Below are 22,703 nucleotides of genomic sequence, written 5' to 3' on the forward strand. Positions count from 1 at the left end.
ACCTATCCGCGCGCAACGGATACCTCGTAGCGAGCCTACGGGAAACCCACGAGCCATGAGCGTCGCCCAGCTCAGCGGCGACGAATCAGACGGGTGATTTTGGCCGTCGCCGGTTTGAGCTCCTCGACCTTGAGCGCCACGAGCACGCCGAACGACACCACGCCCGCGACCGTTCCCTCGATGAAAAGTGACAGCAAAGCCCTAGGTGTGGCCGCGTCCGGGAGGATTCCGCTGAGCAGACTCGACACCGCGAGCCCCGCGGCGACGCCGAGCCCGCCGCCGAATATCGAGAAAAGCGTCACGCCGACGACTCGTTTGGTCTTCAGGTGCCCGAGCCGCAGCCAGAGCCAGACCTGCCCGAGCACCGCGCCGACAACGAAACTCAGCGAGTTGATCATCATCACGCCGATCACCACGTGCTCCGGCGCCAGTACCGCCTCGCACATGTAGAGCAGCGGGACCTTCACCGCGGTCATCACGACCATGATCAGCGTCGGGGTCCGGGCGTCCTTCATCGCGTAGAACACCCGCAGCTGCAACATGACCAGCGCATACGGCAGCAAGCCGAACGCGGACACGGCGAGCGATTCACCGAGCCTCGCGGCCTGAACCGTGTTGCTCTCACCGTGCGAGAACAGCACGACACCGATGGACGCGCCGGTGACCGTCAAGACTGCCGAGATGGGCACGAGGATCACAGCTGACAGGCGGCTGGCGTACGACAGGTCGGTGATCAGCTTGCGATCGTCACCATCGGCGGCGGCACGGCTCAACCGGGGCATGATCGCGGTCAGCAGCGAGACCCCGATGACGCCGTACGGCAGCTGCAGCAGCAGCCACGCGTAGCTGTAGATGGCCGCACCACCGGGCGCGCCAGCGGTCAGCACGCGGGTGCTGATGACGTAGCCGATCTGGCTGATCGCGACGTAGCCGATGATCCACAGGGCCAGCCCGCCGAACTCCTTGAGCCGCTCGTCGAAGCCCCAGTTCCAGCGGAACTTGAAGCCGATCCGGCGCAGCGCTGGCACCAGCATGAACGACTGCACGAGGATGCCGAGCGTCACGCCGATGCCGAGGATCAGCAGTTTCGCGTCGCCCATCCGGACCGGGTTCAGCGAGATCTCGCCTGGCACGATCGCGTAGATCCCGATGGTCAGCATCACCACGATGTTGTTGACCACCGGCGCCCACGCAGTCGGCCCGAAGACGTGCTTGGCGTTCAGGATCGCGGTGAGCAGCGCGAACAGGCCGTAGAAGAAGATCTCCGGCAGCAGCAGGTACGCGAAGGCGGTGACCAGTTCGGTGTTGGCCCGCCCCGTCGAATCGTCGACGAGCACCGAGGTCAGGAACGGCGCCGCGGCGGTCGCGATGACGGTGCCGACCGCGAGCAGCGTCAAACCGACGGTCAGCAGGCGGTTGGTGTACGCCACGCCCCCGTCGGGATCGTCCTGGGCCCGCACGAGCAGCGGCACGACCACGCTGGCCAGCACGCCACCGAGCAGCATTTCGAAGACGATGTTGGGCAGCGTGTTGGCGACGGTGAACGAGTCGTTGATCGCGCCGAGGCCCACCGCGATGGCGAGCATCAGCTTCCACAGGAACCCGGTGATCCGGCTGATCAGCGTGGCCAACGCCATCGAGCCGACGGCACGCCCGAACGACCCCTTGCTCGGCTGTGTCGACTTCGGCTGTGCCTGCGGCTGTTGGGCAGCCGGTTTCTGGGCAGGCCGAGGCGGCGCCGGGTTACGCGGCGGTGGCTGGTTCTGATTGCGGGCAGGCGGACGCTGCGCCGGGTGTTGTGGCCGTCGCGCAGGAGGTCTCGGGGGTTGCTGTTGTCTGCCGCCGCCAGCGGGGGGCACGTTCGTCCTCGCTCTGGTCAAGCCGGTGTGGGCTCCTGGTGCTTCTTCTGCTTCATGCGACGGTAGACGCGTCGGGCGGCAAGCAGTACCAGCATGCCACCGGCGATGCTGGTCACAGCCACCGTGATGGTCCCGTAGGACCCTGACGAAATCTCAATTCTGGAGACCGAGCCCAGTGGTGTGCCACCCGGTGTGGTGACCCACACGTCCGCGGTGAACTTGCCCGCGCGCAGCAATTCCGCTGGTACGAGGTCCGTGAACGTGCTGCGGGCGGCGATCGGCCGCTCGGTCACGGTGCCCGGCCGCAGGCCCGCGCTCTCCGGGATGACAAGTTTCACCCGTACGGTCACCGGGAGGTTGTTGGCGATCCGGATCGGGATCGGGCTGTTGGACGAGGCCAGCGTGATCGGCGGCCCCGGCGGGTTGACCGTGACCAGCGAACGCAGACCGTCGAGCTCGCCCGTCGCGATCGCCGTGGCCTGGTCGCCGCCGCTGGAGTTGGCACGCCACGCGCCGGAGCTCGCGCGCAGCAGGCTGTTGCGGATCGGGAAGATCAGCGTTTCCGGGTTCACCGGGCGGGTGTCGTCCGGCAGCATCGCGCCGAGCAGGTCCCGCTGGATGCCGTTGGCCTTGGCGATCCGGTCGAGCACCGAGCTGGGCAGCTCGGCGGCGACGTCCGGCTCCGGGTAGTCCAGCCCGGTCGCGGTGCCGGACGTCGTGCCGGTCAGGTCTTCCAGCGGCACGGGCGTGGCCAGCCGGTCGGTGAACATCCGGCCGATCGACTGCAGGTACACGGTCAGCTCACTGGCCGGCGCGGTCCACCGCCGCGGCGGCGCGACCAGCACGGACTGGCCGGACTGTGCTGCCCGGAACAGCAGCGTGGCCAGGCCGTTCTGCACCGAGACCGGTCCGGTGGCCGCGGCGGCGGCCCCAGCAAGCGAGGACGAGGTCAGCTCGTCGATCGGGACGACCCGTTCGGACTGGCCGACGGCGTAGGGCGCGGACCCGTTGACGCCCTTCAGACGCCCCGGATCAGCGAGCACGGTCGTCGGCGTCGCACCGGCGACATCGCTCAGCGCACGCTGGTCGATCTTGCCGTCGATCGGCCAGATCACGCCCGGCAGCGGCTTCGTGGGCTGCAGGACGTTGCCGATCGTGGCGAAGCTCTGGTTGACAGCCGTCTTCGCCAGATCCGCCGCTCCCGCACGCGACAGTGCGGACAGGTCGGCGTCGGCGTATGGCATCGCGATCACGCACTGCCCGGCGGTCAACGACTTCAGGGTGACGAGCCAACGCTGCGCGAACGCGCTGCCCTTGCCGGGTGCTGTCGTACCGCTCAAGGTGCGGACCTGGTAGCCGTTGGCCATCCCCTGCACGGTCTCCAGCAGGTCGGCGTCGACCGCGAAGCACAGCGAGGACATCAGCTGGGAGTTGTTCTTCGTGGCGCTCTCGACCGCGTTGAGCATCCCGTAGAGCCGGCCGCCGATCTGCAGCGAGGACGCCAGTTCGTCGTCACCGAGCACCAGCTGCTGGTCACCGGAGGCCTGCCGGACCACTCGTGGGTGATCGTCGACCAACGGCCACAGCAACGTGATCTTCGCGGGCGATGGCGGCGTCGAAGCGCCACGGCCGGGCAGCGAGAGAACGGGCAGCAGCACGTTCAACCCGGCGAGGCGTTCCGCGCCGCCGTACTCCGGCCTGCCGTTGACGTTGATCAGCACCGGGTAGACGCCTGGCTGGTCAAGCTTCAGCTGCTCTAGCGAGTACGTGGCGGTGAAGGTGGCGCTCTCGCCCTGGCCGAGCGATTTGGTGATCTGGGTGAACGGCGGTTTGGCGATCTCCGCGCTCGGCGGCTGGGTCATCGCGGCGCGCAGCTTGCCTTCGTCGGTCACCGCCTCGCCCCGCTGCAGCCGGACCTCGACCTGGTCGATCCGCCGGTCACCGACGTTGGTGACCCGGCCCTTGATGGTGACCGTTGGGGTGTCCGACCGGATCACCCTGGGGTCGAGCTGATCGATGTCCAGCTTGAGCCGGGACGGGAGGTTCGCCGGCTGTGTGCGGGCCAGCCCGATCGGCGCGTAGAGCGGCTCGGGACCGGGCTGGGCGGCAGCGGTCAGCGGGGCTGATCCGACCAGCAGAAAACCCGCCGCGACTGCGGCGGAAAGCTTGTGACGGGTTGCATGACGCAGCCCACTCATTGGTTTCGACCCTTCGGCGCATCGAGGCCGTCCGAGAACGACAGATCACCCTCATCCGGTGTGTTTGTCGGCTCAGAGAGTAGTTGCACCGCCTTGCGGACCAACCGGCGCTCGTCCGCATACGCCAGCCGATCGTCAAGATCATCTAGCGCGACCCATGCCACCTCGGTCACTTCAGTGTCCTCATCGGACAGTTCACCGGAGAGCGCGTTCAGCAGATAGTGATGCACGGTTTTGTGCACCCGCCGGTTCTCCGCGACGAACCAGTAGTCGATCGAGCCGAGGGCACGGACCACCTCGCCGGTGATCCCGGTCTCTTCCTTGACTTCGCGCACGGCCGTCTGCTCCGGCGTCTCGCCGTCCTCGATGTGCCCCTTCGGCAGTGACCAGAGCAGCCGTCCCCTGCGGTCCAGCCGGCCGATGACCACTGCCTTGGCTCTGTTCTCGTCGATCACCAGGCCACCGGCTGACGTCTCATCGACCGTGGTCAGCCGTCTTGACCGGCGCCTGCCGCGGCGCCCGGACCGGGCGCCATCGGGACGGCCGGATGACGGGGACATGAACTCGATCGTAATCGTCTCGCCACGTCAACTAGCCTGATTCGCCGTGTCGACGATGCTTGCCAAGCAGAATGCGGTAGTGGAACTCATGCGTATCTCCCCGGTCGCGGAAGAGTTGTCCGCCTTGTTCGCCAAGGCAGGTCACAGCCTTTTCCTTGTCGGCGGGAGCGTGCGTGACGCGCTGCTCGGCAAACTGGGCAAAGACCTGGACTTCACCACCGACGCCCGCCCCGAACAGGTGATGCGGCTGGTGTCGGGCTGGGCCGACGCGGTCTGGGACATCGGCATCGCCTTCGGCACGGTCGGCGCCACGAAAGACGGCCTGACCTGCGAGATCACCACGTTCCGGGCGGACCAGTACGACGGTGTCTCGCGCAACCCCGAGGTCAAGTTCGGTGACTCGATCGAGGAAGACCTCAAGCGCAGGGACTTCACCGTCAACGCGATGGCGGTGAACCTGGCCACGAAGCAGTTCGTCGACCCGTACGACGGGATGGCGGCGCTGGAGGCCAAGGTCCTCGACACCCCGGCGACGCCGGAGGAGTCTTTCGGCGACGACCCGCTGCGGATGATGCGGGCCGCGCGGTTCACCAGCCAGTTGGGCTTTACGGCCGCGCCACGCGTGGTCGAGGCGATGCGGCGGATGGCCGACCAGATCCAGCGGATCACCGCCGAGCGCGTCCAGGTCGAGCTGTCGAAGCTGCTGTGCGGCATCGAGCCGCGCCGGGGCGTCGAGCTGATGGTGGACTCCGGGCTGGCTGACCACGTGCTGCCCGAGGTGCCCGCGATGCGGCTGGAGATCGACGAGCATCACCAGCACAAGGACGTGTACCAGCACTCACTCGTGGTACTCGAGCAGGCGATCGACCTCGAGGAGGACGGCACCGAGCCGGATCTGATCCTGCGGCTGGCCGCGCTGCTGCACGACATCGGCAAGCCGGACACCCGCAGGCACATCCCCGGCGGTGGGGTGAGCTTCCACCACCACGAGGTGGTCGGCGCCAAGATGGTCCGCAAGCGTTTGCGCGAGCTGCGGTACTCGAAGGAGATCATCGAGAACGTCGCCAAGCTCGTGTTCCTGCACCTGCGGTTCCACGGCTACGGCAAGGGCGAATGGACCGACTCGGCAGTGCGCCGATACGTCACCGACGCCGGTGACCTGCTCGACCGGTTGAACAAGCTGGTCAGGGCGGACTGCACGACTCGTAACCGCCGCAAGGCACAGGCGCTGCAGCGTTCGTACGACGATCTGGAGACCCGGATCGCCCGGATCGCGGCCGACGAAGACCTCGCCAGGGTCCGGCCGGACCTGGACGGTAACGAGATCATGCGGCTGCTCGGCCTCCCGCCGGGACCGTTGGTCGGCAAGGCCTGGAAGTTCCTCAAGGACTTGCGCCTCGACCGCGGCCCGCTCGACCACGACGAAGCCGTGGCCGAGTTGCAGAAATGGGCGCTAGACAACGTGAGTGGCGTGGTCCCTGCGGCTGGCGAAGATGTAGCCGACGGCGCCGAGCAGGTAGAAGACGATCGTCGCGACGATTAGGCCGTGCGAGTGGCCGTTGACGGGAATGACCGCCGCGGCCACCGCGATCGCGGCGACCTGCGTGACGTTGAAGATCATGTCGTAGAGCGAGAACACCCGGCCACGGGACTCGTCGCCGATGTCAGCCTGGATCACCGCGTCAACGCAGAGCTTGATCACCTGACCGGCGCCGAACAGCAGGAACGCGGCGCCGAGCATGGTCGGCAAGGTCATCGGCAGACCCAACCCGGCCATCGCGGCGGCCACGAGCAGCAGCGCGCCGATGATCACCGGATGCCTGCCGAACCGGTCGACCAGCTTCGGCGTGATCAGTCCGGCGATGAAGATCCCGACCCCGGCGAACGCGGCGATCTCCCCGAGCCCGGTCAACCCGGCCTTGAGCCAGCCGAAATCGGTGAAGTAGTAGCGCATCAGCAGCACGGCCATGAGCAGCGCGATGCTCTGGGAGATCCGGTGCGCGAACAACGCGACGAAGCCAGCGACCACCCGCGGCGCGTTCCAGGCCGCCTTGGCCCCGTCGAACAAGCCACGCGCGACCGCCATGAACGCGCCATCCGGTTCGTCCACTTCGTCCGGTCCGAGCTTGCCGCGCGCGAACCTCACCGCGAACAAAACCGCCAGCAAGGTGCCGATGATCGCGAAGGACGTGGTGATGCCGGATCCATAGTCGTCCTCACCGAAGACCTTGCGCAGAACGATCGCGCACCCGCCGCCGAGAACGGCCACAAGCGAGCCAAGGGTTACGGCGATCGAGTTGGCCTGCACCAGATTTCGTTCCGGCACGACATGCGGCAAGGCCGCGGACAGACCAGAGCCCATGAACCGCGTGACACCGAGAACCATCAAAGACATCAGGAACAACAACCCACTCGGCGCCCCGACGAGCAACCCGACCGTCGCAGTCAGGATCAGCACGGCCCGCAGCAAGCTCGCCACCACGAGCACCCGCCTGCGATCCCACCTGTCCAGCAGCGCGCCCGCGAACGGGCCCACGATGGAGTACGGCAGCAGCAACGTCATGAAACCGGTCGCGATGGTCAGCGGGTCCGCGCCACGTTCGGGGTTGAAGATCACCGCTCCGGCCAGTCCGGTCTGGAACAAGCCGTCTGCCCACTGCGAGGAAAAGCGCAGGTAGAGGAGTCGACGGAACTCGCGCAGTGCCAGCAGCTGCCGCGCAGGCACTTTCTTGTTGTCGTCGACTACCAGTGTCACGAGCGTCCAGCCTACGCAAAACAGGAAACCGACAGCCAACATCAACTTCTCGCCCACATGAATCCAGCCGCAAGCAGTACCGATGGCAGCGCAGCTGCCGAGTGCTGGTCAAAACGAAACGTGCCCAGCGCTGGGTCAGAAGGAGCTCGCACCGTGGGGGGTTTGGGGGGCTTGGCCCCCCAAAATAATTCCGAGCGACCCGGCGAGTCCGAGCAAAGCGAGGCGAGCAGGGTCGCCCTGAGCGAGGGGTCGGCGCGCAAGGTCGCCTCACGGCGATAGGCGCGACATGGCTCCTGCGTTACCGGTATTCCATGAAGGCTTCTGTGGTTGAGCCCGGGGGACACATTGGCGCGCCGACCTAGCTACTAACGTTACCGGGTCCTCGGATTGTTCCAATGGATGATCCGGTGTTTTTTGTAACCAGCTGGGGTCTCAAGTTGTTCCCCGGGGCTGATGGGATCATGTGCGTTGTGCGACCCGACGCTGACGTAGAGCCAGGAACGCTGCTAGTGGCGGCGCCCACCCTGCTCGACGAGAACTTCCGCCGGACGGTGGTCTACGTGATAGATCATCGGCGTGGCGAGGGCACCCTCGGTGTCGTACTCAACCGGCCGAGCGAAGTGCCGGTGCACGAGGTCTTACCGGCGTGGGGTGATCACGTCAGCGAGCCGCAGTCCTTGTTCGTCGGTGGCCCGGTCGAGCAGAAGACCGCGCTGTGCCTGGCCGCGTTGCGCACGGGCCAGGACGCGGCGAGCCTCAAGGGCGTGATCAGCGTTCGGGGGCCGGTCGCACTCGTGGACCTGGACGCCGATCCGGACACGCTGGCGTCGAAGGTCAAGGGGCTGCGGGTGTTCGCTGGTTACGCGGGCTGGGATGTTGATCAGCTCGGCGGCGAGATCGAACGCGGCGACTGGATCGTGGTCCCCGCGTTGCCCAACGACGTGCTGGCTTCGCCCACACAGGACTTGTGGGGCCGGGTGTTGCGCAGGCAGGGCATGCCAGTCGCCTTGCTGGCAACGCATCCAGGCGACGTGCGGACGAACTAGCCGCGCAGCTTGGCCACGCCGCAGTTGCCGCAGGCGCACCCCGCGCACCCGGCAGGCAGTTCCGGTTCGGGCTCTGGCACGGCCAAAGCGGCCTTGTGGCCGAGCAGCCCACCGGCCATGGCAATCATGATCATCCCGCCAAGGCTGACCAGAAGTGCCACCACACCACCGGTTTGCAGGACCAACGTCAGCACTCCGCCGAGCAGGCCGACCAGCCCGGCGACGACGAAGGGCAGTCCAGCGACCTTGTTGGCGACCCGGAAGGTCTCCGCGTCACGCATCGAGGCTGTGGTGCGCACGCCCGCGTACCTGTTCAGTGGAAGCCGCTCAAGGAAAGCGAGTACGCCCGTCACAGAGACGGCAAGGCCGGCTACAACGAGTATGACTGCCACGACCAGCGCTCCGTCCATCACGAAGCGATGGTAAGTGTCGATTGCAAGCAACCCAACGGACACCCTCATCGGATGTGCTTCACGCCATGTCTGCACGCTTCATCGCTGCGGCCACCGCCGCAATCATCACCACCGGCTTGCTGGCCGCACCGGCATCCGCGTCGCAACGGGTGCGCTTGCTCGGCGAGACGGTCGTGCCAAACGCATTGACCTTCCAGGACACCACGGTTGGCGGACTGTCCGGGATCGACCGTGACCCCAAGACCGGTGAGTACGTCCTGATCAGCGACGACCGGTCGGCTCTGCAGCCCGCGCGGTTCTACACCGCTCGCATCGACGTGGGCGCCAACGGGCTCGGTGTCGAGTTCACTGGCACGCACCCGTTCCTGCGCAAGGACGGAACCACTTACCCCGCTGGCGCGGTCGACCCGGAGGAGATTCGGGTGGATCCGTGGACCGGTCGCTACACCTGGTCGCAGGAAGGCGGCGTCGCGCCCTTCTCGCTCGACCCGTCGATCCAAAACGTCACTCGGGACGGCAAGTTCGCGGGCGAGCTGCCGTTGCCGAACAACCTGCACGTCACCCCGACGACCGGGCCGAAGCCGAACGACGTGCTCGAAGGCCTCACCTACGCGGCAGCCGGAACGCTCGTGGTGTCCTCGGTCGAGGCACCGCTCAAGCAGGACGGCGCCTCGCCGACCGTGACCAGCGGCGCGTTGTCGCGGATCACCGTGCAGACGAGGACCGGCCACGTGGTCGCGCAGTACGCCTACCCGCTTGAGCCGGTGTTCGCCTCGCCTGTCCCGGCGACCGCACCTCCGGGCAACAACGGCATCTCCGCGCTCGTGGCCGCCGACCCGCTCGACCCGACCAGGTACCTGGTGGTCGAGCGGGCGTTCGTGACCGGCGTCGGGAACAAGATCCGAATTTACGAGGCGTCCACGGTTGGCGCGTCCAACGTCTACGACCAGGACCTCGGCACGGCCAAGCCGATGAGCAAGAAGCTGCTCGTGGATCTGGCCGATGTCGGGCTGAGCAGGCTGGACAACATCGAGGGCATCACGTGGGGACCGCGGCTGTCCGGTGGGGAGCGTTCGTTGATCTTGATCAGCGACAACAACTTCTCCGCCGCCCAGGTCACCCAGATAGTCGCTTTGGCGGTCCGCTAAACTCGCTGACATGGGCACGGCCCGCCGACTTCTTCGCCGGCCGCGCTGACCTACAGGATCTGGTTGGCGCGGCGACCCCTCATGCCCTGACAGGGCTGAGGGGTTTCGCGTTGTTCAGGGCCGAAAATCCAGGGAAGGACTGGCGATGAGCGAAAGCGCTGACGCTGTACCGGCGCACCGCTACACGGCCGCGCTGGCCGGCGAGATCGAGCGGAAATGGCAGGACTACTGGCAGGAGCACGGCTCCTACGAGGCGCCTAACCCGGTCGGCCCGCTCGCTGGACCCGTCCCCGACGACAAGATGTTCGTCCAGGACATGTTCCCGTACCCGTCGGGCGCTGGCCTGCACGTCGGGCATCCGTTGGGCTTCATCGGCACGGACGTGTTCGCCCGGTATCACCGCATGCAGGGCCGCAACGTGCTGCACACGATGGGGTTCGACGCGTTCGGCCTGCCTGCCGAGCAGTACGCGATCCGCACCGGGCAACACCCGCGCAAGACCACTGAGGACAACATCAACACCTACCTGCGGCAGATCCGCAGGCTGGGCCTGGGCCACGACGAGCGACGCCGGATCTCGACGATCGATCCGGAGTACTACAAGTGGACACAGTGGATCTTCCTGCAGATCTACAACTCCTGGTACGACGAGAAGGCGGGCAAGGCCCGGCCGATCGCCGAGCTGATCACGGAGTTCGCGCAGGACAAGCGCCGGACGCCGGACGGCCGCAACTGGTGTGAGCTGACCGTCGCCGAGCAGCAGACGATCATCAACTCGTACCGCCTGGTGTACCTGTCGGACGCGCCGGTGAACTGGGTTCCCGGGCTGGGCACGGTGATCTCCAACGAGGAGGTCACGTCCGACGGCCGGTCCGAGCGCGGCAACTTCCCGGTGTTCCGCCGCAACCTGCGCCAGTGGATGATGCGGATCACCGCGTATGCCGACCGGCTGATCGACGACCTGGACCGGCTGGACTGGCCGGAGAAGATCAAGTCGATGCAGCGCAACTGGATCGGCCGCTCGCACGGCGCGCAGGTCAAGTTCGCGGTCGACGGCGGTGAGATCGAGGTCTTCACGACCCGTCCCGACACGCTGTTCGGTGCGACCTACATGGTCATGGCGCCGGAGCACCCGCTGATCGACACGATCGCCTCGGCCGAGTGGCCGTCCGATGTGGACAGCACGTGGACCGGAGGCGCGGCCAACCCGGCGCAAGCCATTGCGGCGTACCGGCGTGCCGCGTCCCTGAAGTCCGATCTGGACCGTCAGGAGAACAAGGACAAGACCGGTGTGTTCACCGGTGCGTACGCGACCAATCCGGTCAACGGCGCGAAGATCCCGGTGTTCATCGCCGACTACGTGCTGATGGGCTACGGCACCGGCGCGATCATGGCGGTGCCCGGCCAGGACCAGCGCGACTGGGACTTCGCCACGGCGTTCAACCTGCCGATCATCCGGACCGTCGCGCCGTCGGAAGGCTTCGAAGGCGAGGCGTTCACCGGCGAGGGGCCCGCGGTCAACTCGGGCTTCTTGGACGGGATGGGCATCGACGAAGCCAAGAAGACGATCATCGCCTGGCTGGAGGAGCACGGCCATGGCCGCGGCACCATCCAGTACAAGCTGCGCGACTGGCTGTTCTCCCGGCAGCGCTACTGGGGCGAGCCGTTCCCCGTCGTCTACGACGAGGACGGTCTGCCGCACGCCGTGCCGGAGAGCATGCTGCCGATCCAGCTGCCCGAGGTCGACGACTACTCCCCGACCACGTTCGACCCGGAGGACGCGGACAGCGATCCGTCACCGCCGCTGTCGCGCGCGACCGAGTGGGTGAATGTCGAACTGGACCTGGGCGACGGCAAGAAGACCTACCGCCGCGACACCAACACGATGCCCAACTGGGCCGGATCGTGCTGGTACCAGCTGCGCTACGTCGACCCGACGAACGACGAGCGGTTTGTCGCCCCGGAGAACGAGCAGTACTGGCTGGGCCCTCGTGCCGAGAAGTTCGGCGCGAACGACCCGGGCGGCGTGGATCTGTACATCGGCGGCGTCGAGCATGCGGTGCTGCACCTGCTGTACTCGCGGTTCTGGCAGAAGGTACTGTTCGACCTGGGCCACGTGAGCTCGGTTGAGCCGTACCGCAAGCTGTTCAACCAGGGCTACATCCAGGCGTACGCCTACCTGGACTCGCGCGGCCAGTTCGTGCCTGCGGCTGAGGTCGTCGAGAAGAACGGCAAGTTCTTCTACCAGGACCAAGAGGTCACCCAGATCTACAGCAAGATGGGCAAGACCGAGCAGAACGTCGTCACGCCGGACGAGATGTGCGAGAGCTACGGCGCGGACACGTTCCGGTTCTACGAGATGTCCATGGGCCCACTGGAAGTCTCCCGCCCGTGGGCGACGAAGGACGTCGTCGGAGCCCACCGGTTCCTGCAGCGACTGTGGCGCAACGTGGTCGACGAGGTGTCCGGTTCGCTGCGAGTGACCGACGCCGAGCCGACCGAGGCGGACCTGCGCGCGCTGAACAAGGCGATCGCCGGTGTCCACGAGGACTACCAGGAGATGCGCTTCAACACCGCGGGCGCGAAGTTGATCGAGCTGAACAACCACATCACCAAGAACTACAGCTCGACCGCGGGCACACCGCGTGCCCTGGTCGAACCCCTGGTGCTGATGCTGGCCCCGCTGGCTCCGCACGTGTCGGAGGAGCTGTGGTCGCGGCTGGGCAAGGACTCCTTGATCCACGGCCCGTTCCCGGCCGCGGACGAGAAGTACCTGGTCGAGGACACGATCGAGTACCCGGTGCAGGTCAACGGCAAGGTCCGCACCCGGGTGACCGTGGCCGCGGACGCGAGCCAGGACGAGGTCAAAGCCGCCGCCCTGGCCGACGAGAAGATCGTCGCGCTGACCGAAGGCAACGAGCCCCGCAAGGTGATCGTCGTCCCTGGCCGCCTGGTCAACGTGGTGCTGTAGTCACTCGGACGCTGTCATGATCTGCATGGCGGCGTCTCGTACCTCGGCGTCCGAGTGCTGGCGTAGCTCTTTCAGAAGCGCTCGCCAGCCCTCGGGCCAGCCGAAATGCGGTCCGCCGGCAGCGAGGACCCGGACCGCGAGGTGCCCGCTCTGAACGCTGCTGGCTGCGGCGAGCATCGTGTCGGCGTTCCATTGGCCCGGCTGGGCATTCCACCGAACATTGCTCGCAAGCACTGGGCGACCGGCAACTAGTTCGTCGACGGCACGAAGATCCGCGATCGCGTGGTCGGCTGAGTCGAACCGCCCGGTGGCGAGCAGCAGTTGGGCCAGCTCTCGCCGGATCTCATCGATGTCCGCGAGCGCTTCGACCAGTTCACGGGCGTAGCCGTGCACATCGTGATGCCATCTCGACCTCCGGAGCGAACGGAAGATCAGGCGGATTCGCTGCAGTGCGGGCCGGTCCCGGTCCGCTTCGGCGTCGTGGCTGGTCAGCTCGGCCAAGGTGCGCAGTATGTCGATCAGGTGAGCGGCGACTTCCGGCCGCTGCACCAAGTAGGGCAGAGCACGGGCAGCGTTCTCCCAGGCCACGCGCTCTTCGAGATTCGTGATCGCGTTGCTCAACGCGGAAAGTGCAGCGGGATACCAGGGCAACCAGTCACACAGCCCGAACATCGCTGTGGCGCGCAACCAGTCATCCGAGCCGATCGCGACTTGGTGGATCAGTGCCGCGACTCCTGCTCTGTGCCGCACCGGAACGGTGTACGGCTGGACCCTGATTGCCTGCATCGCGACCTCGCGAGGACCGGTTACGGCCGCACGCAACAGTTCCCAAGCCGGAGGATCGTCCAACCAGGACAGTGCCTGGAACGTGATCGCGGCACGCACATCCCGGTGCTGGTTCTCGACATGCCACGCCTGGTGCAGCAAACCGACCGCGTCCGGCAGCCTGAAGAAGCTGATCAACCGGAGGAGTTCCTTGCGCACAGTCACAGGACCGCTTTGCGCGACAACCAATTCGGCGAGCCGGGACGGCGTGACTCGGCGGGCGCATCTCCTGATCGTGTACATCGCGGTGAGCTCGGCCTGGCCGCGATTGCCTGACAAGGCCCGGTCCACCAAGTGCTGCAACGCTTCCACCGGATCGGGGTGGAATGGCAGGACCGCGAGCGCGGCCTGTGCGATCAGTTCGTCTTCCGAGGACAGATACCGAACGGCGTTGTGGCCACGAACCGTGCCCAAGGTCCGGATCGCCGACGCGCGGATTTCCCTTGCGTGCTCCGAGTCCGCCAAGGACTCGAGGAGCTGCGCGTACCTGGCTCGTTGGGACGGCAGCCAGCGATGGGTTTGGCCCATTCCCAAGGGAATCCGCCGGACATCGCTTGGCGCGAACCGGCCTTGGGGCGGTTCGTCGGCGAACACCACGTCGAGCAGATCCGTCCTGGTCGATTGGACGACCGCCAGTACCTCGGGCAGGAAGATCGCGCTCGGGTCGGCGTCAAGGATCCGCGCGACACGGACATCGCGGGTGCGTGGATCCGCGAGCAGGTGCCGCACAGCGAACCTGGCGTCGCTCTCGTCGCCTTCGGTGATAGATGGCCACAGCGGTTCGAGCAGGTCAGGCATGTCCCAAGCGCGACGGCCCAATGCCGCGACGAGGTTCTGCAGCGGGTAGTAGACCGTCCAGCCGTTGTGTTCGTCGATCACCGGTTTGAGGACGCGGTAGATCTCGTGTTCCTGGCCGCGCCGGAGCATCAGGTCGAGCCGGGGCAGATCTGTCCAGCCGTCCCGTTTCCACAGGGCCTCGATGATGCCGAGGGCGACCTGTGAGTCGTTGTGCGCCAGCAGCTTGCAGCACAGCCGCAGCAGCGCCTCGGTTGAATACGAGGACAGGTCGCGCGCGTTGAAAGCGTCCGTGGCGAGCTGCGTCAGCTCGCGGGCCTCGCCGAAAGCGCGAGGGCTTGCCGCGGCCAATGCCTGGAAGGCGGCCAGCCGCACCGGGTCCTGGTCCCGCTTGAGCCGGTCGACCAGCCATGGCAGCAGCTCGTCGAGCCGGAAATCCTTGGCGGCGCAAGCGATCAGCAGCGAGTACCCGACCAGGCGGCTGGTCGCCTCGCCCGCGCGGGTCAGCTCAACCAAGGTTTCCTTGGCCTCGTCGTACGGCAGGAACTGGGCGACCTGGTTGGCGGCGCCCTCTTGGCCTTTTGCCAGCGCGATCGTGCGCATCCGGCGAGCTTCGGCAACACGCCGGGCACGCGGCAGTTCGTGCATGGTCGGCAAGTCGATGGTCGCCTGGCTCATGTCCTTGTCGGCGTTGACCGCGTCCCAGAACGCTTCCCGGCGCGAGGGAGGCATGGCTCGAAGCACTGGAAGCATGTTGTGGCGGCCGAGCCAGACCAGCTCAGGCGGGTTCGCGTCGACCAACGCCCGGTATGCGGGCCTGCTCAACCGGTAGGTCCGGTCCGGCAGCTGCTTGATGAACCGGCTCGCATCGACCCGTGCCAGATAAGCCGACTTGGCCAGGGAAAACGGCATGTGGACGGACGGCCCGTACCGCTCGATCAGCTCAAGCACCGCGGCCGGGTCGTACGGGATCAGCTCGTCGATCGCGGCCAGGTGTCGTGACCACCAGGAGTCGCGGTCCGCAGTGGGCAGTTCTGCTTGGGCTCTTGCCAGCATCACGGCTGGGTGGTGCTTGGCGAGTGCGGTCATCGAGACGGCGTGCTCCAACCGTGGCAGCCACTCCTCGACCACCGGGCGGCTGCAGACAGGCAATAGCCGGGCCGCTTCCCTTGCTCCCCAGATGTCGTGGGCCGATGACAGCAGGGCGTCGGCCAGTGCGGACAGACGCCTGGTCCTGATGTGCCGGGACAGCACTCGCCGGACGTCCATCGGCAGGTCAGGCAGGGCTTCGGCGACCATATGGGGGTTGAGCCGGGGCAGGCTGGACGATGCCGCGACTCGTCGCTGCCGGTCGACGACCCCGGACGTCAGCCCGCGGTGCAGCGTCGGCAGATGGTTGACCACCTCGGCCATGTCGAGAGCAAGGTCGGGATCCTCATCCCACGCGGCAGCCAGGTCGGTGTGCGGCGCGCGTGCGGTGATCTGCCTGCGGCGGTCGGCATAGGAGGACATGCCGACATTCTTCACTCGCTGGTCAGTCCCGCGTCGGCGATCAGATCAGCGAGCATGATCTCGAAGAAGTTCTCGGTATTGCTGATCAACATCGGGAAGTGACCGAACACCTCCAGCGCGACCTGGCCATACAGCCGGACCCAGAACTGCAGGATCATGTACGCCGTCCCGATGCTCAGGATGTCCGCGGGGACGGCCACTCCCGAGTGCGCGATCGTCGACAGCAGGTCCGCGCGGAAGGCTTCAAGGTCCGCCCGCATGGGCAGCGGCACGGAGTCGTCCGGCGGCGGCGTGAGCTGCTTGGTGATCAGCACCTTGCCCGCGACCGACAGGAAGATCCGGCCGAACGGGTCGGCCGACAGGTCGTCCTCGCCGGTCTTCGGGGTCGCGAAGATCATCGAGAACTCGCGCGGGTGCGCCAGCGCCCAGCGCCGGAAGCCTCGGCAGATGGTCATCACCTGCAGCACGGTGTCGTGCTCGGGGACCTCGGACAGGTCGGCGGTGAGGTCGTCGGCGAGATCGGCGCAGATGTCCATCCGGACGTGGTGCACCAGGTCCTCACGCGAGGAGTAGTAGCGGTAGAGCGCCGGTGCGGTGATCCCGAGCTGACGGGCGATCGCGCGCAGCGTGACCGCCTCTGGTCCCTCGTTGATCAGCAGGGTGCGTGCCTGCTGGCGGATGTCGCGATCCGTCGCTGCCCTGGCGCGTTCGCGCCGTGTGGGCTCCGTCATGCTTGACTCCATCGTCTTGTAAACACCGTTAACCGTCCGTACCGTGGCCCTCAGCGACAGTGAACGGTGTTTACCGAGTTGTGCCTCGTTCACGCCGACCGTAGTCAACGACTGCCGTCACGCACCACCGAAACGGGAGGACGAGCACGTGTTCAACAGGTGGGGAATGGTGGCATATCGCCGCCGATGGACGGTGCTCATCGCGGTACTGGTCCTCGCGGTGATCGGTGGACTCTGGGGTCTTGGCGTATTCGACCGGATGAAACAAGGCGGGTACTACAACGAGTCCAGCCAGTCAGCGGAAGCGGGCCGGATTGCCGAGCAGGCCCTTGGCCAGCGGGAAAGCGATGTCGTTGTGGTTTACGACGCGGGTCAAGGCAAGAGTGTCGACGATCCGGCGTTGGCAACACGAGTCGTCGACAACCTCAACGCGTTGCCCGCGGATGCTGTCAAACAACGCGTTTCATACTGGGAAACCAAAAATCCGGCACTCGCCGACGCCGCAAAACGATATGGCCTTGTGACCATTACCCTCGCCGGTGATGACGAGAGCGACCGGCTGGCGAATTTCGAACGCGTCAAGGACAAGCTGGCGGTAGCCGGACTTCGGGAGCGAATCGCGGGCAACACCGCGATGGAACACACCATCGGTGAACGTTCCAAGTCCGATCTGACCATGGCCGAAGCCATTTCCCTTCCGGTCGTGCTGGTGTTGCTGTTGCTGATCTTCGGCAGTGTGGTTGCCGCGCTGCTGCCCGTTCTTGTCGGTGGCCTGGCGATTGCCGGATCGCTTGGGGTGTTGAACGCGTTGTCCTATGTGGTCGACGTGAACAACTTCGCGGTCAACGTGGCCACTCTGCTCGGCCTTGGCCTGGCTATTGACTATGGATTGTTCGCCGTCGGGCGGTTCCGTGAAGAACTCGCCGAAGGCCGCACTACCGCCGAGGCCGTGCGCCGCACAGTGGCCACGGCTGGCCGGACCATCGCGTTCTCGGCGACATTGCTGGTCATCGCGTTGGCCGGGCTGCTGGTGTTCCCGCTCGACTTCCTGAAATCCATGGCGTACGGCGGAATGTCCGCGGTCGCGATCGCCGCGGTGATCTCGTTGACCCTGCTGCCCGCGATGCTCGGCATCCTCGGGCCCAAGGTGGACAAGCTGTCCTTGCCGTGGCGGCGCGACAAGCCGGTGAGCGACCCACGTGGGCTCGCGCGGCTTGGTCGTGCGGTGACGAAGCGGCCGGTCGTGTTCGCCCTGCCAATCCTGGCTGTCCTGCTGGTGATGGCTTTGCCGTTCGCAAAGGTCAGCTTTGGCGCGGTGACCGAGAAGCAGCTGCCCTCGGACGATCCGACCAGGCAGGCGATCGAGACCATCAACCAGAACTTCCCTGCGGCAGGCAGCAATACGGCCGAGATTGTCGTACGCGGCTCGGTGAACGTGGACCAGTTTGTCTTGCAGGTGAACGAAGTCCCCGGCGTGGAACAAGCTGTGGCCGGCGGTGGACGTGACGGCGTCACGGTGATCCATGCCCAGCTGGCTGGCGAACCTGTTGGTGAGGTGGCACGTCAGGCTGTGGATGGGTTGCGTGCGTTGTCGCCGGACCTACTGGTCGGTGGTCTGACCGCCGAGGTGATGGACGCCAACCAGTCCATTGTGGATAACGCGCCGCTGATGATCGGCATACTGGTCGCGGCCACATTGATCTTGATGTTCCTGGCGTTCGGGTCGCTTCTGTTGCCCATCAAGGCCGTCCTGATGAGCGCGTTGAGCCTGTCGGCGACCTATGGCGTGCTGGTCTTCGTATTCCAATTCGGACACGGCGCCGCGTGGCTGGGGATCACCCCGGAACCGTTGCAGGCGGGGATGTTCGTGCTGATCGGCGCGGTCGTCTTCGGACTGTCCACGGACTACGAGACGTTCCTGCTGTCCAGGATGATCGAGGCCAGGCACGCCGGGATGAGCACGCCGGACGCCATTCAGACCGGGCTGGTGCGTACCGGCCGGATGATCAGTGCGGCGGCTCTTCTGCTCATCGTGGTCACCGGAGCATTCGCGTTGTCCGAGCTTTCGATGATGCGGTTTGTCGGCGTGGGAATGATTGTCGCTCTCATTCTTGACGCGACCGTTGTGCGAATGACGCTGGTCCCGGCCATCATGCGGCTGCTTGGCGACGCGGTCTGGTGGGCACCGCAGCCACTTCGGCGGCTCCAGCAGAAAGCCGGGCTTAGCGAGGTTGATACACCGGCTGAGAAGGAACTGGAGAAGGTTTAGTGGTGCATATATGTGCTGTCGGTGTCGGTTCGCCCTGGATCGGCATCGCGGGGTTACACGACCGGCAGCGGGAGTCGGCAGAAGTTCTTTTATGTGCTGTCGGTGTCGGTTCGCCCTGGATCGGCATCGCGGGGTTACACGACCGGCAGCGGGAGTCGGCAGAAGTTCTTTTATGTGCTGTCGGTGCCGGTTCGCCCTGGATCGGCATCGCGGGGTTACACGACCGGCAGCGGGAGTCGGCAGAAGTTCTTTTATGTGCTGTCGGTGCCGGTCGCTCGGGGGGCTACACGACCGACACCGACAGCACAGAAGTTCAGTTACGCCTATCGGCGAACTGAACCCCAACGCCGCGATGATGGTCGCAGCGCGGGTCTACCTGTACCCGACGGGTATACACGACTGTCACTCACATTGTGGCATCAACCATCCACAGAGAGCCGCAATCGTTAACAGATGCGCATGACCGCCAGCAGCACTGCATGGTTAGGTGTCGCCCGTGGGTGTTGATCTCGGACTTGATCTTATCGTGGTTGGCTCGGCCAATGCCGACCTGGTAGTCGCCGTGGAAAGGCGGCCGGGGCCAGGGGAAACCGTGCTTGGCTCGGACACGTCCGTCCTGCCGGGTGGCAAAGGCGCGAACACCGCGGTCGCGGCCGCCAAACTCGGCGCGAAGGTGGCTCTGCTCGGCGCGGTCGGCCGTGACGGGTATGGCGAACTATTGCTGGAATCGTTGCGTGCGGCCGGTGTGGACACTTCCTTGGTTCGCCGCAGTGACCGGCCGACTGGTGCGGCGTACATCTTCGTCACTCCGGACGGCGAGAACTCCATCCTCGTTTCACCTGGCGCCAACTCCGCACTCGCCGAACAAGACGTGGAACTGGCTGACGCGCGCGTGCTTGTTGCCTCGTTGGAAGTGCCGTTGGCAACGGTCGAACACGCTGTCGAGCTGGCTGTGAAGCGTGGAATCCGGCCGGTTGTCAACATTTCGCCAATGGCCAAGCTGTCCACGGAAACGCTTGCGGCTCTCGACCCAGTCGTGGTCAACGAACACGAAGCCGCCCAACTTCTTGGCGACAACAAGGACCTATCCGGCCTTCTTGACCTTGGGCCGCGCTCGGCCGTGGTCACGCTTGGCGCCCGTGGTGCGCTCGTGATCGAGGCGGACGGCACCCATCAAGTCGAATCACCCAAGGTAGAAGCCGTGGACACGACCGGTGCGGGCGATGCCTTCACCGGCGCGTTGGCGGCCGAGCTGGCCAAGCGTGCCGATCTGGTCACCGCCGCGCAACTCGCTGTCAAGGTGGCGGCAATCTCAGTGACCCGCAATGGTGCGCAGCCTTCGTATCCCACAGCGGAGGAAGTTGGCAGGTAATGTCGGTCCATGCTCAGTGGCGTCGGCGTAAGTCCTGGTCGGGCCGCGGGCCCGGTAGTCGTGGTGGCCCAGCCAGCGGGAGAACCATCCGCCGGCCCACCCCCTGCGGACCCCGCGGCCGAGGCACAGCGGATCGGACCGGCAGCGCAGCGGATCGCGGCCGACCTGAACGCGCGTGCCGAAGCGGCATCCGGTGAGGCCAAACAACTCCTGGAAACCACGGCGATGATGGCCGCGGACCCCACGTTGGTCACGCAGGCCGAATCACTCGTCACCACCAAACAACTGCCCGCCGCGCGTGCGGTCTACGAAGCTGCGGCGAGTTTCTCCGAGGCGCTGCGTGCCGCTGGTGGCTACATGGCCGAGCGCGTCCGTGACATCGAGGACGTGCGCGACCGCGTGGTGGCTGACCTGCTTGGTGTCGCCGCGCCTGGTGTTCCTGACCTGAGCGAGCCGAGTGTGCTTGTCGCGCAAGATCTCGCGCCAGCGGACACCGCCGGGCTCGACCCGGCGAAGGTCCTCGCGCTGGTCACCGAGGAGGGCGGGCCGACGAGCCACACCGCGATTCTGGCCAGGGCGTTGGGAATTCCCGCGGTAGTCGCGGTTCGTGGTGTGTTGGCGGCGAAACCCGCGCAGCTCATCGTCGACGGCGGCACGGGCGCGGTGGAGATCCCGAGCGGCCCGATCACGCCGTTCGCTGCCGAGGTGGCTGTGGTCGACGACTGGAAAGGCGTTGGCACGACGTCCGATGGCTTGCGGGTCAAGATCCTGGCGAACGTGGGCGCGCCCAAGGACGCGAAGGCCGCGGTGGACGCGGGTGCCGAAGGCGTCGGCTTGTTCCGTACCGAGTTCTCTTACTTGGACGCCACCGACGAGCCGACCGTCGAACAACAGCAGGCCGCGTATGCCGCGGTGCTGGCACCGTTTCACGGGAAACCGATCATCGTCCGCACGCTCGACGCTGGCGCGGACAAGCCCCTCGCCTTCCTCGCGCCTGATCCCGAGCCCAACCCGGCGCTGGGTGTGCGCGGCATCCGGGTCTCCCGTGAACGAGTCGACGTGCTTGACCGTCAGCTGGCCGCGATCGTTGGCGCCGCTCAGGAAACGGGCGCGGACGTCTCGGTGATGGCGCCGATGATCGCCACGGTCGAAGAGGCCGCGTGGTTCGCCGAGCGCGCGCACGCCGCGGGCATCAAGCGCGCGGGTGTGATGATCGAGGTCCCGGCCGCGGCACTGGTCGCCGACGAGATCTTCAGTGTCGCCGAGTTCGTGAGCATCGGTACCAACGACCTCGCGCAGTACACCCTCGCGGCGGACCGTCAGCTCGGCGCGGTCGCGACCCTCAACGACCCGTGGCAACCCGCGTTGCTGCGGCTGATCGGCATGATCGGCCAAGCAGCCATCAGGGCAGGCAAGCCAGCAGGTGTCTGTGGCGAAGCGGCTGCGGACCCGGATCTCGCGGGTGTCCTCGTCGGACTTGGCATCAGCAGTCTCTCGATGAACGCAAGCGCGATCCGCAAGGTCGGTGCCGCGTTGGCCAAACACACCGAGGACTACTTCCGGCAGGTCGCCAGGGCAGCGCTGGTGTCACACACGCCAGCCGACGCGCGCAAGACCGTGCACGCGATGATGCGCTAGTCGCCGATCCGGTCGAGCTTCAACGGGAAACGAACCATCACCGACCCCAGCCGTAGTGCTGCGGGTCGCGTGATGGTCAACGTCCCACCACGGACCTTTCCGTTCAGCACGAACTGTGGTCCCGGCATCTGCCCCGCCCGCACTTTGTTGACGTAACGGCAGTTCAGTACCTGCAGGGCGGTCGCGTCCAACATCGACTCGGACGGCAGTTTCAACCGCACGTGCGCCGCCCGGACGTCGAACTCGATCCTGACCAGCTGATACGGAATCCGTGCCACGGCGAAGTCCAGCTCGCACCAACTCTGGTCGCAGCGCAGAACAAGCTCGTTGGGCACGTCCCACCGACCACGCCTGCGCATCTTCGACAGCACACTGCGCAGTTCCAACCGCTGGTCCTGCACAGTGTCCTTGTTGACCAGACCAGGGATGTCCATCAAGACCGCGTTCAGCTCTGACCTGGTCTTCGCGGCCAGTGCGGCTTCGGTTCGGGTAGTGAAGTCCTCAAGTGAGAGCAGGGTTTGCGACAGCGCCTTGTGCAGCAGCCCTACGACATGATCACGTTCGCTGTCGGACACCCGGAGTTCCCGTGGGTCAGTCACGCGAAAACCCTA

At 66.1% G+C, this 22,703-nt stretch carries 15 protein-coding genes; 7 read left to right on the top strand and 8 right to left on the bottom strand.

The genetic code is table 11. The annotated features are described in order from the left end of the window. Positions 1–71 precede the first annotated feature (71 nt). From murJ to LWC34_RS20080, 3 genes are read right to left on the bottom strand one after another with little or no spacing between them, the layout of a single operon-like run. Entirely contained in the window at positions 72–1,880 is a 1,809-nt protein-coding gene (gene murJ, locus LWC34_RS20070) for a murein biosynthesis integral membrane protein MurJ (RefSeq protein WP_233726707.1), read from the bottom strand. Beyond that, positions 1,877–4,057 (bottom strand): DUF6049 family protein, encoded by a 2,181-nt coding sequence (locus tag LWC34_RS20075; RefSeq protein ID WP_233726708.1) that lies wholly within the window; start codon positions 4,055–4,057, stop codon positions 1,877–1,879. Before LWC34_RS20075 ends, murJ begins: the two co-directional genes overlap by 4 nt. Further along, on the bottom strand, positions 4,054–4,617 hold the full coding sequence (locus LWC34_RS20080) for an NUDIX hydrolase (RefSeq protein WP_233726709.1): 564 nt from the start codon (positions 4,615–4,617) through the stop codon (positions 4,054–4,056). The genes LWC34_RS20075 and LWC34_RS20080 overlap by 4 nt, the downstream gene beginning before the upstream one ends. Positions 4,618–4,672: 55 nt before the next feature. On the opposite strand from LWC34_RS20080, the gene LWC34_RS20085 reads away from it, so the two are divergent. Further along, positions 4,673–6,160, top strand: a complete 1,488-nt coding sequence (locus LWC34_RS20085) for a CCA tRNA nucleotidyltransferase (protein ID WP_233728770.1) — start codon at positions 4,673–4,675, stop codon at positions 6,158–6,160. Here LWC34_RS20085 and LWC34_RS20090 read toward each other — a convergent pair. Next, positions 6,071–7,372 carry an MFS transporter gene (locus LWC34_RS20090; protein WP_233726710.1) on the bottom strand — a complete coding sequence of 434 codons (1,302 nt, stop codon included), beginning with the start codon at positions 7,370–7,372 and terminating at the stop codon, positions 6,071–6,073. The two genes, LWC34_RS20085 and LWC34_RS20090, sit on opposite strands and share 90 nt — an antisense overlap. 461 nt (positions 7,373–7,833) lie before the next feature. Here LWC34_RS20090 and LWC34_RS20095 point away from each other — a divergent pair, with 461 nt between their 5' ends. Continuing rightward, complete coding sequence (locus tag LWC34_RS20095) at positions 7,834–8,418, top strand: YqgE/AlgH family protein (protein ID WP_233726711.1); 585 nt, start codon at positions 7,834–7,836, stop codon at positions 8,416–8,418. On the opposite strand, the gene LWC34_RS20100 is transcribed toward LWC34_RS20095, so the two are convergent. Further along, complete coding sequence (locus tag LWC34_RS20100) at positions 8,415–8,828, bottom strand: SdpI family protein (protein ID WP_233728771.1); 414 nt, start codon at positions 8,826–8,828, stop codon at positions 8,415–8,417. The two genes, LWC34_RS20095 and LWC34_RS20100, sit on opposite strands and share 4 nt — an antisense overlap. 68 nt (positions 8,829–8,896) lie before the next feature. On the opposite strand from LWC34_RS20100, the gene LWC34_RS20105 reads away from it, so the two are divergent. Together LWC34_RS20105 and leuS are read left to right on the top strand one after the other, a co-directional pair. Continuing rightward, entirely contained in the window at positions 8,897–9,979 is a 1,083-nt protein-coding gene (locus tag LWC34_RS20105) for an esterase-like activity of phytase family protein (RefSeq protein WP_233726712.1), read from the top strand. 145 nt (positions 9,980–10,124) lie between these two features. Continuing rightward, entirely contained in the window at positions 10,125–12,950 is a 2,826-nt protein-coding gene (leuS, locus tag LWC34_RS20110) for a leucine--tRNA ligase (protein WP_233726713.1), read from the top strand. On the opposite strand, the gene LWC34_RS20115 is transcribed toward leuS, so the two are convergent. Further along, positions 12,951–16,082, bottom strand: coding sequence for a hypothetical protein (locus tag LWC34_RS20115; RefSeq protein WP_233726714.1), 3,132 nt, complete (start codon positions 16,080–16,082; stop codon positions 12,951–12,953). A gap of 11 nt (positions 16,083–16,093) precedes the next feature. Next, positions 16,094–16,813 (bottom strand): TetR/AcrR family transcriptional regulator, encoded by a 720-nt coding sequence (locus LWC34_RS20120; protein WP_233726715.1) that lies wholly within the window; start codon positions 16,811–16,813, stop codon positions 16,094–16,096. 148 nt (positions 16,814–16,961) lie between these two features. On the opposite strand from LWC34_RS20120, the gene LWC34_RS20125 reads away from it, so the two are divergent. The 3 genes from LWC34_RS20125 to ptsP all read left to right on the top strand — a co-directional run bounded on the left by LWC34_RS20125 (position 16,962) and on the right by ptsP (position 22,092). After that, a complete protein-coding gene (locus LWC34_RS20125) occupies positions 16,962–19,082 on the top strand; it encodes an MMPL family transporter (protein WP_233726716.1) in 2,121 nt (706 codons plus the stop codon). Between the two features lie 496 nt (positions 19,083–19,578). Then, entirely contained in the window at positions 19,579–20,454 is an 876-nt protein-coding gene (locus tag LWC34_RS20130) for a ribokinase (RefSeq protein ID WP_233726717.1), read from the top strand. Between the two features lie 9 nt (positions 20,455–20,463). Continuing rightward, positions 20,464–22,092 carry a phosphoenolpyruvate--protein phosphotransferase gene (gene ptsP / locus LWC34_RS20135; protein WP_233726718.1) on the top strand — a complete coding sequence of 543 codons (1,629 nt, stop codon included), beginning with the start codon at positions 20,464–20,466 and terminating at the stop codon, positions 22,090–22,092. Here ptsP and LWC34_RS20140 read toward each other — a convergent pair. Beyond that, a complete protein-coding gene (locus LWC34_RS20140; protein WP_233726719.1) occupies positions 22,089–22,691 on the bottom strand; it encodes a DUF1707 SHOCT-like domain-containing protein in 603 nt (200 codons plus the stop codon). The two genes, ptsP and LWC34_RS20140, sit on opposite strands and share 4 nt — an antisense overlap. Positions 22,692–22,703: the final 12 nt, after the last annotated feature.

Origin of the sequence: Kibdelosporangium philippinense, assembly GCF_021390435.2 — a bacterium.
Lineage (GTDB): Bacteria > Actinomycetota > Actinomycetes > Mycobacteriales > Pseudonocardiaceae > Kibdelosporangium > Kibdelosporangium philippinense.